14 protein-coding genes and 1 pseudogene are annotated in these 13,864 nt (G+C 65.3%); 10 read left to right on the top strand and 5 right to left on the bottom strand.

The window, feature by feature from the left end:
- Positions 1-33: 33 nt before the first annotated feature.
- The 5 genes and pseudogenes from CBM2586_RS22105 to CBM2586_RS22085 all read left to right on the top strand — a co-directional run.
- Positions 34-1,530 (top strand): annotated as a pseudogene (locus CBM2586_RS22105) (DUF2345 domain-containing protein); the annotation flags it as partial.
- Positions 1,531-1,605: 75 nt separating this feature from the next.
- Entirely contained in the window at positions 1,606-2,421 is an 816-nt protein-coding gene (locus CBM2586_RS22100) for a hypothetical protein (protein WP_115689795.1), read from the top strand.
- Between the two features lie 42 nt (positions 2,422-2,463).
- Entirely contained in the window at positions 2,464-3,183 is a 720-nt protein-coding gene (locus CBM2586_RS22095) for a hypothetical protein (protein WP_145987431.1), read from the top strand.
- Positions 3,180-4,235, top strand: coding sequence for a hypothetical protein (locus CBM2586_RS22090; protein WP_115689794.1), 1,056 nt, complete (start codon positions 3,180-3,182; stop codon positions 4,233-4,235). The genes CBM2586_RS22095 and CBM2586_RS22090 overlap by 4 nt, the downstream gene beginning before the upstream one ends.
- 24 nt (positions 4,236-4,259) lie before the next feature.
- The gene (locus CBM2586_RS22085; RefSeq protein WP_115689792.1) at positions 4,260-4,631 is read left to right on the top strand and encodes a hypothetical protein; all 372 of its coding nucleotides are present in this window, start codon (positions 4,260-4,262) and stop codon (positions 4,629-4,631) included.
- 39 nt (positions 4,632-4,670) lie between these two features.
- Here the strand turns inward: CBM2586_RS22085 and CBM2586_RS22080 are convergent, their stop codons facing one another.
- Positions 4,671-5,102, bottom strand: a complete 432-nt coding sequence (locus CBM2586_RS22080) for a hypothetical protein (protein ID WP_240987994.1) — start codon at positions 5,100-5,102, stop codon at positions 4,671-4,673.
- A 114-nt stretch (positions 5,103-5,216) separates the two neighbouring features.
- On the opposite strand from CBM2586_RS22080, the gene CBM2586_RS22075 reads away from it, so the two are divergent.
- The gene (locus tag CBM2586_RS22075; protein ID WP_346777689.1) at positions 5,217-6,665 is read left to right on the top strand and encodes a bifunctional metallophosphatase/5'-nucleotidase; all 1,449 of its coding nucleotides are present in this window, start codon (positions 5,217-5,219) and stop codon (positions 6,663-6,665) included.
- Complete coding sequence (locus tag CBM2586_RS32170; RefSeq protein ID WP_240988061.1) at positions 6,662-6,823, top strand: hypothetical protein; 162 nt, start codon at positions 6,662-6,664, stop codon at positions 6,821-6,823. The genes CBM2586_RS22075 and CBM2586_RS32170 overlap by 4 nt, the downstream gene beginning before the upstream one ends.
- Before the next feature lie 21 nt (positions 6,824-6,844).
- On the opposite strand, the gene CBM2586_RS22070 is transcribed toward CBM2586_RS32170, so the two are convergent.
- On the bottom strand, positions 6,845-8,185 hold the full coding sequence (locus CBM2586_RS22070) for an MFS transporter (RefSeq protein WP_115689790.1): 1,341 nt from the start codon (positions 8,183-8,185) through the stop codon (positions 6,845-6,847).
- 271 nt (positions 8,186-8,456) lie between these two features.
- On the opposite strand from CBM2586_RS22070, the gene CBM2586_RS22065 reads away from it, so the two are divergent.
- The gene (locus CBM2586_RS22065) at positions 8,457-9,050 is read left to right on the top strand and encodes a TetR/AcrR family transcriptional regulator (RefSeq protein ID WP_115689788.1); all 594 of its coding nucleotides are present in this window, start codon (positions 8,457-8,459) and stop codon (positions 9,048-9,050) included.
- A gap of 107 nt (positions 9,051-9,157) precedes the next feature.
- Entirely contained in the window at positions 9,158-10,462 is a 1,305-nt protein-coding gene (locus tag CBM2586_RS22060; protein WP_115664835.1) for an MFS transporter, read from the top strand.
- 12 nt (positions 10,463-10,474) lie between these two features.
- On the opposite strand, the gene CBM2586_RS22055 is transcribed toward CBM2586_RS22060, so the two are convergent.
- Together CBM2586_RS22055 and CBM2586_RS22050 are read right to left on the bottom strand one after the other, a co-directional pair.
- The gene (locus CBM2586_RS22055) at positions 10,475-11,113 is read right to left on the bottom strand and encodes a CDP-alcohol phosphatidyltransferase family protein (RefSeq protein ID WP_115664838.1); all 639 of its coding nucleotides are present in this window, start codon (positions 11,111-11,113) and stop codon (positions 10,475-10,477) included.
- Positions 11,114-11,122: 9 nt separating this feature from the next.
- The gene (locus CBM2586_RS22050; RefSeq protein ID WP_115664840.1) at positions 11,123-11,413 is read right to left on the bottom strand and encodes an antibiotic biosynthesis monooxygenase family protein; all 291 of its coding nucleotides are present in this window, start codon (positions 11,411-11,413) and stop codon (positions 11,123-11,125) included.
- A gap of 154 nt (positions 11,414-11,567) precedes the next feature.
- Here CBM2586_RS22050 and CBM2586_RS22045 point away from each other — a divergent pair, with 154 nt between their 5' ends.
- Positions 11,568-13,388, top strand: coding sequence for an ExeM/NucH family extracellular endonuclease (locus CBM2586_RS22045; protein WP_115689786.1), 1,821 nt, complete (start codon positions 11,568-11,570; stop codon positions 13,386-13,388).
- On the opposite strand, the gene CBM2586_RS22040 is transcribed toward CBM2586_RS22045, so the two are convergent.
- Positions 13,340-13,807, bottom strand: coding sequence for a DUF2127 domain-containing protein (locus CBM2586_RS22040; RefSeq protein ID WP_115664845.1), 468 nt, complete (start codon positions 13,805-13,807; stop codon positions 13,340-13,342). The two genes, CBM2586_RS22045 and CBM2586_RS22040, sit on opposite strands and share 49 nt — an antisense overlap.
- Between the last annotated feature and the right edge of the window lie 57 nt (positions 13,808-13,864).

Below are 13,864 nucleotides of genomic sequence, written 5' to 3'. Positions count from 1 at the left end.
GGGCACCGAGGGGGATGGCTTTGAAAAATCCTCTCCCCGCTGACCACCGAGCGCGACCATCGCGTACGCGTGCGCCTGCCCTGGCTGCGCGCACCGATGGCTGACCCCCGTGCCGACACCGCCGCCGACCCGGCCCAGGACGACCTGACCCAGGTCACCGCCTGGGTGCGCGTGGCCACCGCCGCGGCCGGCCCCAACTGGGGCGCGCATCACCTGCCCCGCGCCGGCACCGAGGTCATGCTGACCTACCTCGATGGCAACATCGACCGCCCGATGGTGGTGGCGCAGCTGCACAACGAGCAGGACGCCCTGCCCTGGCCCGCCAGCGAGGCGCCGCTGAACACTGCGCTGTCCGGCTGGCATTCGCACAACTTCGCCGACGGCGGCTACAACCAGTGGGTGGTCGACGACAACACCGGCCAGCTGCGCATGCGCCTGGCCAGCTCGGCCGCCGACACCCAGCTCAATCTTGGCTACGTGATTGCCCAAGCCCCCGCCAGCGGTGAACGCGGCGCCTGGCGCGGCACCGGCGCCGAACTGCGCACCGACGCCTGGGCCATCGTGCGCGCCGGCAACGGCCTGCTGCTGTCGACCACCGTCCAGGCCAGGGCCGCCGGCACCATGCTCGACATCCGCGAAGCCCGCGGGCAAATCACCGCCGCCGAACGTACCGCCCGGCGCCTCTCGGATGCCGCCACCTCGCAGCAGGCGCTGCCGCTGGGCGCCACCGCCGCCTTCGAACCGCTGACCCAGGCCATCGACCCGCAGCAGGACGGCAGCTATCCGGACCGCGTCAACGAGCAGGACGCCAAGCGCCCGGATACGGGCACCGCCGCCGAGCGCTTCGGGCAACCGTGGCTCGTCGCGGAATCGCCCAGTTCGATCGCACTGGCCACGCAGGCCACTACCAGCATCTTTGCCGGACGGCATCTGCTGGGCCTGGCGCAGGCTGACTGGCATGTCGGCGCCGGCAACACCGTCGCCGCGGCGGCGGCCAAGGGCGTGAGCCTGTTCAGCCAGCACCATGGCATTCGCGCGATTGCGGCCGGCGGACCGGTTTCCATCCAGGCGCATACCGATGCGCTGGCTGTCATGGCGGACAAGGCCGTGACGGTGACGTCATCGACCGACGGCATCGAGGTGCTGGCGCAGAAGAAGGTGGTGCTGCACGGCGGCTCGTCGCGGATCGTGCTGGACGGGAATGCGATTACTTTCGAGACGCCAGGGTTGTTGTCGGTGAAGGGGGCGGGGCATCCGTTGGTGGGGGCTGGGGGGAGCGCCGCAGCGTTGCCGGCGCTGCCAATTGCAGCAAGCCAGCCCAACTGGATCGAGATGAGCCTGCTGGGCTATGAAGGTCACCCTATGCGCAACGTCGAATACGAACTCACGTTTGCCGACGGCACCAAGCGTACGGGCAAGCTGAATGGCGTTGCCGAGCAGCGGGAAGAAGCCGTGCCGTGGGGTCAGGGCCACGCTCACATACAAGAACAACCCCGCCGCAAAGGACGTGCCCCGGCCCTCTCTGGATGACCTGCTGGTGGCCACTGAACCGCTCATCCGTGAAGAGGGAGCACGGCTAAACCAGGATCAGACGAATACGACCGCATGAGCACCCAACAACAGACAGAAGAGGCATGGGGCCTTGTCCACGGCCAAGCCAAGCCCGAAGACAAAGGGGTCGGCCTTTGGCTATGGGAAGCGATTCAGGGCGACTTCAATGAAGACCGTTCCGCCGGCCAGATTGCGGCCGACATGGTCATCTCCCTGATTCCGATCGTCGATACGATCTGCGACATCCGCGTCCTGTGTGCGAATATTCGTGCGTATCGGAAGGACCCCGGCAACAAGCTGATCCTGTTCTTCATCGCGCTGACGATTATCGGCTTCTTCCCGGAGGTCGGCTCGGTTATCAAGGGCGTCATCAAGATCGCCTTTGTCTACATTCGCAAGTACTTGCGGCGGGTCGATGAAATTTTCGACGCAACCAAGCTCGGCCGCGCCACCAACCAGGCACTGGATGCCGCCCTGCCCAAGATCACCGAGTTTCTCAGCAGTTCCAGGGTCGTGAAATGGGCCACCAAGGAAGGCGTGGCTGACATCTACCGCTTCTGTTCGAAGAAGATAACTGAGCTAGCCGGCTTGGTCAACGGTGCCAAATTGAATGCGCAGTTCCTGACCGCGGCGGACAAGACCGAGAAGTTTCTCGGACGCCTGAAGTATATTGTTCCGGGATCAACGCGGGAGAAGTTGAACGATTTCCTCGATTTCCTTGGCAAGAACAAGCAAAAGATGGCAAATGGGCTCGAGCGGTTTACCGGGCCGATTCGGACGATTTTGAAGATTACAGCGAAACGGCTAGACGACCATGCGTGGATCGCCTATACGCAAACGCATAACAAGGGCTGGGATCGCACCGATTAGCCGAGAGGGAGCAGCGGGACTAATTAACAGACGGCCGCCCTCTTGGGTAAGCAGGGCACCAAAACTCCCCCACCCTGCACCGAATATCTTGCAAGCCCAATCAACCCAGAAAAAACTGGAGAAAAAATCGCGGATCGAGCTGCAAAAGGACTGAGCAGCCCGCCGATGCTCGATTTGGAGCTAATCCAAACTTTTGAACACAAGAAGATATCCATAGAGGTTATTCAAGGTCCTGCAAAGCTCTACCGCATCGTAGACCCTACCAGTGCAGCCGGTAGAATTTTTTGGGTCGACGAAAGAACTTTTCATAGCCTGAAAAATGGTTCGGATTGGCGCGAGCAACTGGCGGTCAAGCCGGATTGGAACCAGAATGGTCAGTATGTTGTATACGAGATCTCGGCTGGGGAAGGGCTCCCAGTATGGAAAGGCCCTGCCGCCTCGCAGGAGCTTGATGGAACTCCTTATCACCTCCCTGGCGGTGCCGAACAGCTTGTATTCTTCCCACCTGCCGATACGCTCGCACCAACTCGGCCACGCATCGATCCCAGCACTGGCAAGGCGTTTCCCGGCCGTAAGCCCGATCAGATAGATAGCCGCATTGACTGGCAGGACGTAACCGGACGTACGGCGCCGGCTGTCCTACGTGGAAAGGTCAATGATAAGCATGTGCGCGGCCCTTTTGAAACTGGTTGGGGGTTCTCTGACTGGAAGCACTCCGAAGCAAAAGGCATCATGCTCGCATTACCGGACAGCAAGAAATGAGCAAAACCAACCTTCGCCCCTACAACATCACCCGCAACCTGGACCAGGACGCATGGTTTCTTTATCAGACTACATCTTTCGGTTTTTACGAATTGTGTGCAACGCTATGCGAAGAATTTGCCAACCTGTATAACGGATTCATCACCGATCATGGGCTCCATCGCCAAGCTCGGCTGGACTATTGGGTGTCGCGCTATCTGCAGCATGCCGACAATATTCGCCGCGGAGTCAAATTCATCCAAGACGGAGGCGACTATATGCCTATGGTCGATTTTTTGAATTCACCCACCACAGACTATCGCGGTCTTATCGAACAGCCACTCGGTTGGATGAACGAGGAACAATCCAAGCAGTGGAAAACATCACACGAAAAGCTTAGTGCTGCTTGTGGGACCGGGCATGTCACACTTAATAACCTTCGACCAGGAGGTTTGGAATGGCTCAGACGCGACGCAGCGGAAACTGATTCTCCTTTTCTTGACCGAGACGATAGCCATGTCGGTGACATGGCTCAATCAATAAAGTTTATTGAAAAACATGGCATACTCAATTCATTAGAGACTTACCCGAGACACACAATCAATGACGATTTTGCAGTATTCCCCGGGCAGACGTGTCCTCGCACCGGCGTTTGGGTTCCGTCTCAATGGATCGAAGGTGCCAGTAATTTCAGCTTGGCATTCTGTGTTGAAGGCCTATCGATGCAGCCTGCATACCAAATTATTGGGCTTGATATGTGGCATCTCGATGATGAGGATGGAGGCACGCTTGAGCCAGATTGGGAACTCGAAGGAGATCCCGTAACGAAAGCCACTAATACAACGTGGCATTTTGTTGAAAACGGCTCAATGGATCAAAAGTCCCCAATTGGGGAATATCGCCTACGCTGCGAAGGAGGGCAACCTTGCCCCAAGAGCGGCTATTGGATAACGCCGCCCAAGAGCCTGTCGCGGCGATATTTCAAGCGAGGTGACACCATGCCCGAAGTGGCCTCAGACTATGGCACTACCATCTGGCAATGGGACATTAACCAATCCGATCCGAAGCTCTGAAACACGCAGGATGTTTCGTTTGGAATGATCCACCAACACGAACAAGTCCCCAGGGTACACAAGCTGCAGTATCCATTGCTGCTCACTGGAGGCAGCTCAGACAGCCCTGCCGCCATCCTGCCCCGGGGCACATCTCTGTATCTTGATCGCGCTTTCCCCGAGGGTTTTGCCCGATACAAGCTCTACATCAATGTAGAGGGCACAAAGCTGGACACTCGGGAAGCAACGGAGAAATTCTGGCTGGATCCGCTGACTGCTACGCCCTTGGACAAAGAGAGCCTTCACTCGCTGCTCGCGCGCTTTCCGCTGGGGAAGGATGATTTTTCGGCTGCGCTCGCCTCTGGCCAGTTGACCAAAGAAGAGATACGTGACTTGCTCCGGGCCTACAGCGACTAGCGGCGTTCAACTTTCGCGCCGAGCGATTCCCCCCTTTTATCACCGCCCCTTCTCCCTCTCCATCTTCTCAATCACCCCCACCCGCTGCCCACAATCCCCCGCCACCGCCTTGCACAACACCTTGTCATCCACCCCAAGCTGGCGCTGCAAAGCACGAAATTCCCGCAGATAGACCCGCGCCGCCGCCTCGGCTCCAGGCAACGACAAGCGCGCCGAACTATTGGCCCCGACCCACGCATAGTAGTAATGCCCGAGCAACCGCGCCGTCGTATCCTTCCGCCCGCGCGGAATCTCGCGGGCGACGGCGTCGATGCAGGCACGGTATTCGTCGGCATCGCCATGCATGAATTCCTGGCAAGCCGCCATGGCATGCCGGCTTGCCAGCGTCACGGCTGGCGGCAGTTCGGTGGCGCGGGCGTGGGCCATGCCCGCGCAAGCAGCGAGCGTGCAGGCGATCAGGTAGCGATGCATTGGCTTAGGTGCATGGCATTGATGGCGTTTCAGCTTAGCGCCATGGCATGACATCCCCGCGTCATGAAGCAGTCACGATGGGCCCATAGAGTGGCTGCCTGCAGCCGCTTCCCAGTGGTACAGGATCCGGCCAACCCGGCTGGCACCCGCGTTTCGGCGGGCGGTGCCGCGTATCTGGCCTCGCTGATCCAGAACCTGAAAGCGAAGAACCCGAACAACGTAGTGGTGGCGGCGGGGGACATGGTCGGCGCTTCGCCGCTGGTTTCCGGGGCCTTCCATGAGGAGCCGGCGATCGATGTGCTGGGCCAGATGGGCCTGGAGATTTCGTCGGTGGGCAATCACGAGTTCGACAAGGGCCGCGATGAGCTGCTGCGGCTACAGCACGGCGGCTGCTTTCCCCGGTCTGCCGACGGCCGCCGCGGCATTGTCGGCGTGGATACGTGCATGACCAACGACGCATACGCCGGGGCGAAGTTCCAGTACCTGGCTGCCAATGTCATCGACCAGGCGACGGGCAAGCCGCTGCTGCCGGCCTACCGGATAAAGACCTTCGACTGGGCCAAGGTGGCCTTTATCGGCATGACGCTGAAGGATACGCCGTCGGTGGTGACACCTGCGGGCACGGCGGGACTGTCCTTCGAGGCCGAGGCCGACACGGTCAACAAGCTGATTCCTGAACTGCGGCAGCAGAACGTCAATGCCATCGTGGTGTTGCTCCATGAAGGCGGGTCGACCACGGCGGGCACGGTGAACGACAAGAGCTGCCCGGGACTGAACGGTGCTGTCGTCTCGATCGTCGACAAGCTGGATCCCGCCGTGGATATCGTGGTCAGCGGCCATACCCACCAGGACTATGTCTGCACCCGGCCGGACGGCAAGCTGCTGACGCAGACGGGCTTTTACGGCCGGCTGGCCTCGGAAATCGATATCACGATCGATCCGTCGACGCGCAAGGTCTCGTCCAAGGTGGCTAACAACCGTGTCGCGGTCAATGATCTGGTGATCAAGGACAACAACGGCAACCCGATCGCGCTGCCTGCCGGCTACACCGCGCCTGCCAAAGACGGCGCCGTCGATGCGATGGTCAGGCGCTACGTGGAACTGACCGCGCCGATCAAGAACGCAGCCGTCGGCGCCATTACCGCCACCATCGATCGCACCCAGACTGCCGCGGGCGAGTCGGCACTAGGCGACCTGGTGGCCGACGCCTACCTGGCCGGCACTTCCGATGCGTCGTTCGGGCCGGCCGTGATCGCCTTCACCAATCCAGGCGGACTGCGCCAGAACCTGGTGTACGACGCCGCCACCGGTGGCCAGGCCACGTTCGGGCAGCTCTATGCCGTGATGCCCTTCGGCAACAGCATGGTGACGATGGACCTGACCGGCGCGCAGATCCTGCGCCTGCTGGAGCAGCAATGGGAGGCGCCGCAACCTGCGGGCGGGCGTGTGCTCCAGGTTTCCAGCGGCTTCACCTATACCTGGGACGCCAGCAAGCCGGCAGGCGCTGCCGCGGGCCAGGGCAACCGTGTCGCGAGCCGGCCAAGACTTACCGCGTCACGGTGAACAACTTCATGGCTTCGGGCGGTGACAACTTCACGGTGCTGAAGCAGGGCACGAACCAGCAGGCCGGGCCGGTCGACATCGATGTCTTCGAAGACTACTTCAAGGCAAGATCGCCGGTCGGCCCGAGCGCGGCGAACCGGATCACACGCCTGAACTGAGACGCAGCCGGGCCGTACAGCCTAGGCCCGCGCGTCGGCAGCGGCCAGCCGCATCCAGCTGGCCACGGCGCCGGCGCCGGCAAACGCCGCGCCCAACGCCAGCGCCATGCCGGGGCCATGGTCGCCGGCCAGGCCAAAGCACAGCGCCACCAGGGCCGCGCCGGTGGCCTGCCCCAGCAGCCGCGCCGTGGCCACCACGCCACTGGCGCCGCCGCTGCGCTCGCGCGGGGCGCTGGTCATCAATGCCTTGAGATTGGGCGACTGGAAGAAGCCGAACCCGGCGCCGCACAGGCACATGCGCAGGCCGATATCGAGCGTGCTCGGGTTGGCCGGCAGCAGCGCCAGCGACAGCATGCCGGCACTGAGCACCGCCAGCCCCACGCCGCCAAGCACGGCCGGCGGGTAGCGGTCAGACAGGCGCCCGGCCAGCGGCCCGATCAGCGCCACCACCACCGACCATGGCGTCAGCAGGAAGCCGGTCTCCACCTGCCCTAGCCCCAGCACGTGCTGGAAGTAGAACGGCAGCGAGACAAAGGCCAGGCCCTGCGCGGCGAACGAGCACACCGCGGTCAGCGTCGACAGCGCGAACATCGGCCGCCGGAACAGGTCCACCGGCAGCATCGGCGCCGGATGGCCGCGCTCGCGCCACAGCAGCAGCGCAAACGCCACCACGAAGATGCCCGCCGCGGCCAGCGACAGGTGCAGCGGCGCGCGCTGCGCGCCCTCGCCCAGCGCCAGGATCAGGGCGGCAAAGGCAATCACGCTGAGCACCGCTGCCACGCGATCGAAACCGTGCGTGCTGCGTGCCGTCTGCGGCAGGGAACCGCGGCCGATCGCCAGCGCCAGCAGGCCGATCGGCAGGTTGACGGCAAACAGCCACGGCCATGTGCCAACGGACAGGATCACCGATGCCACCGTCGGCCCCACCGCAAACGAAACCCCGACCACCAGCGCATTCAGCCCCAGCCCGCGGCCAAGCCGGTGCGTGGGAAAGATCGCGCTGATCAGCGCCGTGTTGACGCTCATGATGGCCGCCGCGCCGATGCCCTGCAGCACCCGCGCCGCCGCCAGCGTCGGCAGCGACCACGCCAGCGCGCACACCATCGACGCGGCCGTGAACAGCAGCACGCCGCCCAGGTAGATGCGCCGGTGGCCGACCACGCCGCCCAGGGCCGCGAGCGGGAGCAGCGTCGCCACCATGGCGAGCTGGTAGGCGTTGATCACCCAGACCGAGGCCGCCGGGGTGGCGCGCAGGTCCGCCGCAATCGATGGCAGCGCCGTATTGGCGATGGCGGTATCGAGCGTGGCAAGGGCGACGGCAATCAGGATGGCGGCCATGCCGCGCCGCTCGCGCGAGGTCATGGCGTCCGCTGCGGAGGCGGTCTGGAGGGGGGCTGTGCTGGACACTGTCTTTACCGGTTGCCGCCAGACCGGGTCGGCGGCGCAGGGGCGTCGCGCTGGCTGGGGCGATCATCAGGCAAGACGATACGGGAAAACCCTTCACCTTGCTGAAGACGCATTCATATGTATGCACATTACCAGCTTGCAACGCCTATAGATGATCCTCAACATCTATTGAATAAATGATGATCATCATCTAAACTTCGCAAGAACCGGATCCCAGAGGCTGCAGATGGCACGCGCATCACGTGAGCAAACCAACAAGAACCGCGAGGCGATCGAACAGGCATCGTCGCGGCTGTTCCGCGAGCGCGGCCTCAACGGCGTCAGCGTGGCGGAGTTGATGGCCGGCGCCGGCCTGACCCATGGCGGCTTCTATGGCCACTTTGCCTCGAAGGACGCGCTGGCGGCGCAGGCTTGCAAGCGTGCGTTCGAGGAATCGACCGCGCGCTGGGAGCGCCGCCTCGCGCGCGCCGGCGGCGACCGCAAGGCGATGCTCGCCAATCTGGTCGAGCCCTACCTGACCGCCGCGCATTGCGCCCACCCGGGCGTCGGCTGCGCGGCCGCCGCGCTGGCGGTCGATGTCGCCCGCGAGCCCGCCGGCAAGCCCGTGCGCCAGGCCTATGCGGAAGGGCTGCGAACCATGATCGATGACATGGCGCAGACCGTGGCGTCTGACGATCCACAGCAACGCCACGACCAGGCGCTGGTGCGCATGGCGTTGCTGGTCGGCGCCCTCACGCTGGCGCGCGCCACCGAAGGCGATCCGCTCTCCGACGAGATGCTGAACGCGGTGCGGGCGCACCTGCTGGGCAGCACCGGCTAGTACCGAGCTTTTCCCCCGAACACTGACCGACCGCCCGCGGCGGAGTGCAGCGGGGATGCCCTTCCTTTGCCCTTTTCGAACCGCAATAACCGACACACGAGAGCCCCATGTTCGCGCAAGCCCTTTCCAGCCGGCTCGACCGGCGCGGCATCCACTACGCGTGGCTGATTGCCGCCCTGACCTTCCTGGTGATGCTGACCACCTCGGCCGCGCTGGGCCTGCCCGGGGCCTTCCTGCAGCCGCTGACCAGGGAGATGGGCTGGAACACCGACCAGATCTCGTCGATCCTGGCGTTCCGCTTCGCGCTGTTCGGGCTGATGGCGCCGTTCTCGGCGCTGCTGATGGACCGCTTCGGCGTGCGCAACGTGGTCTGCGCCGCGCTGGCGCTGATTGCCGGCGGCATGGCGCTGGCCACCGTGTCGACCGAGCTGTGGCAGCTCTTTGTGGCATGGGGCCTGATGCTTGGCGTCGGCTCCGGGCTGACCGCGCTGGTGCTGGCGGCCGTGGTGGCGAACCGCTGGTTCAGCGCGCGGCGCGGCCTGGTGATCGGCATCCTGACGGCCAGCGCGGCCACCGGGCAGCTGGCGTTCCTGCCGGTGGCGGCCTGGCTGATCGAGCATATGGGCTGGCGCGTGGCTGTGCTGCCGGTGCTCGCGGCGTGCGCGGTGCTGGCATTGCTGGTATTCGGCCTGATGCGCAGCCGGCCCGCCGAAGTCGGCCTGGCCGCGTTCGGCGAAGTGCCGGCCACCACGCCAGTGCCACCGGCACCGGTGGTCGCCGTGCCGTTCACGCTGAGCGGCCCGTTCCGTGTGCTGCGCGACGCGGCACGTACCCAGACCTTCTGGATCCTGGCGGGCACGTTCTTTATCTGTGGCCTCAGCACCAACGGCCTGATCCAGACGCATTTCATCGCCCTGTGCGGCGACTTCGGCATGGGTCCGGTGCCGGCGGCGTCGGCGCTGGCCATGATGGGCGCGTTCGATTTCGTCGGCACCATCCTGTCGGGCTGGCTCTCCGACCGCTACGACAGCCGCAAGCTGCTGTTCTGGTACTACGCGCTGCGCGGCCTGTCGCTGTTCTGGCTGCCGCATTCCACCTTCACGCTGTACGGGCTGTCGATCTTTGCGATGTTCTACGGCCTCGACTGGATCGCCACCGTGCCGCCCACGGTCAAGCTGGCGGCCACGGCGTTCGGGCGCGAGCGCGCGCCGATGGTGTTCGGCTGGATCTTCGCGGCCCACCAGATCGGCGCGGCCGTGGCGGCGTTCGGCGCGGGGCTGAGCCGCACGCTGCTGCTGACCTATACGCCGGCGCTGTACGCGGCGGGGGCAGCGTGCCTGGTGGCCGCGCTGATGGCGTTGATGGTCAGCCGCACGCGTACGGCCGAGCGAACGGAGCCTGCAACCGCCTGATGGCGGGCGCCTTCAGAACTTCGGGATGCGCAGCGTCTTGCTGACCATCAGCGTGCCCGACAGCGCGAACAGCAGCACCAGCGGATGCAGCACGGCCGGACCCAGCACCCATGCGCCGCCAGGCAGTTCGCCGCCCAGCAGGCCCTGCGAGGCGCACCATGCCAGCACCGCGGTCAGCAGCACGCTGGTGGGGATGGGCGTGCCTTCGAAGTACGCAACCTTGCCGCTGTCGCTGCCCGCCGCCAGCGATTCGGCGGTGACGTTGAAGCGCGCCAGCCGGCTGACGCCACAGCAGACAAAGTAGATCAGCACCGCCAGGTCCCAGCCGCCGCGCATGCCGGCGGCAAAGGCCAGCGTGGCGGGGCCGACGCCGAACGAGATCACGTCGGCCAGTGAGTCCAGCTCGCGCCCCAATGCCGAATGCGCATGGCGCCAGCGCGCGATGCGCCCGTCCAGCACGTCGAAGATAAACGCCAGCGGCGCCAGCGCCGCCGCCGTGTAGAAATGCGACAGCCGCTGGTCCGCGACGAAGAACATCGCGAAGAACACCGAGCCCATGCCGCAGGCCGCGTTGCCGAGCGTGAAGACATCGGCCAGCTGCAGTTCGCGCAGCATCGAGAAATGGCGGGGACGTTCGGGCCGGGTGTTCATGGCGCGGGCTTACAGGACCTTGGACTCGTGGTGCACGTCGGGCGGCGCGGCAAAGGTCTCCGCCACCAGGCCGCGCCATTGCTGGAACTCGGGCGATTCGCGGAACAGGACCATATGGTCGTCCACGGTTTCCCAGTCCACCACCAGCGTGTACTGGTCGGGCTGCTCGATCGAGCGGAACAACTGCACGCCGTGGCAGCCGTGCGAGCGCAGGAACAGCGGCGTGGCCTGGCTCACGCCATGCTCGAACTGCTTGTCCATGCCGGGCTTGATGGTGATTTGTGCGATTTCCTTGATCATGTCGTCGTGGCGATGAAGTGGATGCCGGCGCCGGTCGGGTACCGGCGGGTCTCTACTACCTTAGCACGATCGCGGCGTCACATGCCCGCGGCAAGCATTCCGTTACACGCGGGGGTTAGCATCGTTCACCTTGCCATGACCTGCCGAAACCGCCATGCGCCTGCCTCTGCCTGAACGCAGCATTGCCCTGAATGCGCTGCCCGCCCTTTTCCTGGCCTGCCTGCTGGCCCTGCCGTCCGGCGCCGATGCTGCGATGCAGCCATGCGGCAGCCCCGCAACCGCGCTGGCCGACGTGCGCGCCCCCGGCCAGGCCTCGGCGCAGGCGGGAAGGATGGTCGAATTGCAGGCCATCGTCACGGCAGATTTCAGCGGCGACGAGGGACTGCGCGGCTTCTTCCTGCAAACAGCGGACGCGCAGCGCGTGCATCGGCCAGGTGGTTCGGAGGGACTCTTCGTCTATGCGCCACGCACCCGCGCCAACGTGGGCGACATGGTTCGCGTGTCCGGAAAGATCGAGGAAAAATTCGGACAAACGCAGCTGGTGCTGGCTGGCTCGCTGCTGGTCTGCACCCAGGGCCTGTCCGTCACGCCGCGGACGCTGACGCTGCCACTGGCCGACGAGTCCGACCTGGCAGCGCTGGAAGGCATGCTGGTGCGCCTGCCGCAGACTCTGACCGTCAGCGATACCCACGAACTGGGCCGGTATGGCACGGTGGTGCTGAGCCATGGGCGTCCGATCGCGCCTACGCAACAGGCCCTGCCGGGACCGCAGGCGCGCCAGGCAGCGGCAGACAATGCCCGCAACCGGTTGTTGCTCGACGATGGCTCGACACGCCAGTTTCCTGCCGTGGTGCCGTACCCGCCCCCGCGCCTGTCGACAGACCATCCGCTACGCGCCGGCGATACCGTCACCGGCGTGCAGGGCGTGCTGGAGCGGCGCCACGGACAGTGGCGGCTGCAGCCGGTGCGCGCTGCCGGCGCACCGCTCTACCGGCGCGCCAACCCGCGCCCCGCAGCGCCGCCGCGGCATCCCGCCACCGCGCTGCGCGTGGCAGCCTTCAACCTGCAGAACTACTTCAATGGCGACGGCGTGGGCGGTGGCCTCGATGCGCCCGGCAACCGCGGCGCGCAGGACGCGGCCGCGCTGGCGCGACAGCAGGCCAAGCTGGTGGCCGCGCTGCGCGCCCTCGATGCCGACGTGATCGGCCTGATGGAGGTCCAGAACAACGGCTACGGCCCCACCGGCGCGATCCGCCAGCTGGCCGCGCTGCTGGGACCGGACTGGCGCGTAGCCGATCCCGGCACGCCTGCGCTGGGCACCGATGCCATCGCGGTCGGGCTGCTGTACAACGCCCGCACCGCGTTACCCGCCGGCCGGGTGGCCAGCACATGGCTGGGCGAGCGCAGCCGCCAGCCGCTCGCCGCGACTTTCCGCGCCGCGGCGGGCGGCGCGCCGGTGACGGTGGTGGTCAACCATTTCAAGTCCAAGAACTGTGTCGAAGCCGCCGGCGCGCACGCCGACCAGCGCGACGGCCAGGGCTGCTGGAACCCCGCGCGCGTGCAGGCCGCCGACACCCTGGCCCGCTGGCTGGGCATGGCGCCGACCGGCGTCGCCGACGCCGGCGTGCTGGTGATCGGCGACCTGAACAGCTATGCGATGGAGGACCCGCTACGCCTGCTGGCGCGGCGCGGCTATGCCGACATGGTCGCGCGGTTTGCCGGGCCGCAGGCCTACAGCTACGTCTACGAGGCCCAGGCGGGATACCTCGACCATGTGCTGGCCGATGCCGCGGCCGCGGCGCATGTCGTGGCCGTCCACGCCTGGCACATCAATGCCGACGAGCCGGCGGCTTTCTCCTATGTCCCGGTCCCTCGCGCCAATGGCACGCCCGCCCTCTATGCGCCCGGTCCGTACCGGTCTTCGGATCACGACCCTTTGGTGGTCGACCTGGCCAGCAGCCCGCGCGCCAGATAGAGCACCACCAGCAGGTTGGCCGCGGCCAGCGCGCCATGCAGCCAGCTGGGATGGACCAGTGCCTCGTACAGTTCCAGCGGGATATAGATGCCGCCCGACCACACCCCGATCCAGTTGCCCCAGGCCAGCCCGCGCCACAGCCCGTAGGCCTCGGCAAAGCGCATCAGCGCATAGACCGCGGCGGATCCGCCGATGGCCCACAGGCGCGCATTGTCGGGATGCTGCAGCAGCGACAGGAAGATGGTGGGATAGCGGCTGGCCGGGTTGACATGCCAGCGCTGGATGATGGCTTCGGCCAGCGCCTGGGCATCGCGATGCAGCAGTGCGGCCAGGCCCAGCCCCGCCACGATCACCAGCAGCCCCTTGGCGGCCTCGAACAACGCAATGCTCCTGAGTCCCAGTGCGCCCTGCTTTGCCATGCGGTATCTCCGGTCGATGCAAGCCTGCAAAGCCGGTATTGTGCAATATCGGGAGCG

The organism is Cupriavidus taiwanensis (genome assembly GCF_900250115.1).
GTDB classification, from domain to species: Bacteria; Pseudomonadota; Gammaproteobacteria; order Burkholderiales; family Burkholderiaceae; genus Cupriavidus; species Cupriavidus taiwanensis_B.
This window is presented reverse-complemented; position numbering and strand designations above follow the sequence as displayed.